This window comes from Bradyrhizobium sp. MOS003, from assembly GCF_003020125.1.
GTDB lineage: Bacteria > Pseudomonadota > Alphaproteobacteria > Rhizobiales > Xanthobacteraceae > Bradyrhizobium.
In genome coordinates, this window is the sequence record NZ_PYFW01000023.1 from 1 (window position 1) to 2,088 (window position 2,088).

General features: G+C 64.2%; 1 protein-coding gene. It reads left to right on the top strand.

The genetic code is table 11. From position 1 onward, the window contains the following. Positions 1–357: 357 nt before the first annotated feature. Positions 358–2,088: methyl-accepting chemotaxis protein (locus C7G42_RS34695; RefSeq protein ID WP_106953310.1), on the top strand; the 1,731-nt coding region annotated here is incomplete at its 3' end.

The following is a 2,088-nucleotide window of genomic DNA, read 5'->3' on the forward strand; positions in this document are numbered from 1 at the left end:
CGGAGGAAGTGCTGCACTCGGCCAAGACGCTGTCGTCCGAAAGCACCCGCCTGCGCGCCGAACTCGATCGGTTCATGGGGAATATCCGGGCGGCGTAAGTTGCCTGGCTTCGCTGCGCGTTAGACGCTCCGCTGTCGCATTCTCCGCTTGTCCGGACGACGGCGGAGTTGGCGCGACGGTCGATTGTAATGGCGCGAGAAAGCGCACCTTAACAACTTCCCGCGTCACCTAACCGCGAGTTGCGACGCCACAAATTTACTACAGCTTATCCTTTGCCAATTACCGTGCAGGCGAGTCAGGAAGCGGGCTGCTTCCGGGCTGCGCCTGGTTTTCCGCGAATGGAATGGGGTGGGGGAAATGTCGGTCAAGTCCGAGTCCAAGTCGACGTCGAAATCGAACCAATCGAAGCTCCCAACCTTGCGCTTTCGCGCAAAAATCATCCTCGGCTTCGTGGCGGTGCTAGCCATCCTCGCCGTCAGCATGGCTTTCGCCTATTTCGGCTTCGAGCGGATCGCGGGCGCCGTGGCCTCCTACCGCGCCAGCGTGTCGGAAGCCGACCTCGCGCGCACGGTCGATCGCGAGCTGGTTGCGTATCAGGGACTGGCTCGGGCCTATACCCTAACGGGTGCGGCAGATGACGAGACTGCAGCCAAGGCCGCCGAAAACAATCTGAAGAGCGCGATCGCCAAGTCGATGTCGGCCACGACCGGCGCCGCCCGCCGTGAGCAGGTCGGCAAGCTCGAGGCGGAGTTCCAGAGCTTCACGAAGGTGTTCGGAGAGATCATCGTCCTGACGCGCGAGAACAACAAGATCGCGGCCGATGAGCTCAACAGCGTCGGCAACAAGATCCGCTTCAAGTTCGACGATCTCGCCGACACTGCCGCGCTGGGGGGGCTGGCATCGGTCCAGACCACGGCCAAGGACATCACCTCGCAATATCTGGCGGTTTCCACCTCGGTCGGTGCCTTCGTGGCCAAGCCGGAGCCGAAGACCGCCGATGGCGTGATCGCCCGCATCAAATTCCTGGAGACCCTGCTGGTCTCGATCTATGCCAATGACCAGAAGATCACCGACCGCGTCACCGAGATCGGCGCTCTGCTGAAGCAGTACCGCACCTCGTTCGCCAAGCTGACCGAAAACGTGAAGATCATCGTCAAGTCGAACGGCGAGATGACCAAGACGGCGGCGACCATTCTCAAACTCTCGGCCGAGCTGCGTTCGGACCTGACCGCCGACCAGCAGCGCATCGAGGCGAGCGCCAACGCGACCATTGGAGAAACCGAGCAGCTGATGCTGATGTTGGCGCTCGGCGGCCTTGCCGTCGGGGCCGTGCTGGCGTTGTGGCTCGGTAACGGTATCTCGCGTCCGATGATCGCGATGTGCAAGGCAATGCGCGAGCTGGCCTCGGGCAATTTCGACGTGGTGCTGCCGGGTCTCGGCCGCAAGGACGAGATCGGCGAGATGGCCGGTGCCGTCGAGGAGTTCAAGGTCCAGGCCGTGGCAAAAGCCGAGCGCGATGCCGCCGCCAGCGAAGCCCAGAACAGGGAGGCGAGCGCTGCCCGCCGCTCCGAGCTGATCCGCTTCGCCGATGATTTCGAGAGCGCGGTCGGCGCCATCGTCTCCAACGTCTCGGCCTCGGCCGTGCAGTTGGAATCGGCGGCGTCCACGCTGACCCGGACCGCAGAGACCACCCAGAGCCTGTCGAGCCAGGTTGCGGGCGTCTCCGAGCAGGCCTCATCCAACATGCAGTCGGTCGCCACCGCGACGGAAGAGCTCTCCGCCTCGGTCGAGGAGATCGGCCGTCAGGTCCGCGACTCCAGCCGGATCGCGGAAGCTGCCGTGGTCCAGGCCAGGGAGACCGACGGCCGCATCGGCAAGCTCTCGCATGCCGCCCAGCAGATCGGCGAGGTCGTCAAGCTGATCACGGCGATTGCCGAGCAGACCAATCTTCTCGCGCTCAACGCCACCATCGAGGCGGCACGCGCCGGTGAAGCCGGCCGCGGCTTCGCGGTGGTCGCCAGCGAAGTGAAGTCGCTGGCGAGCCAGACCGCGAAGGCGACGGACGAAATCTCTTCGCACATCACGGGC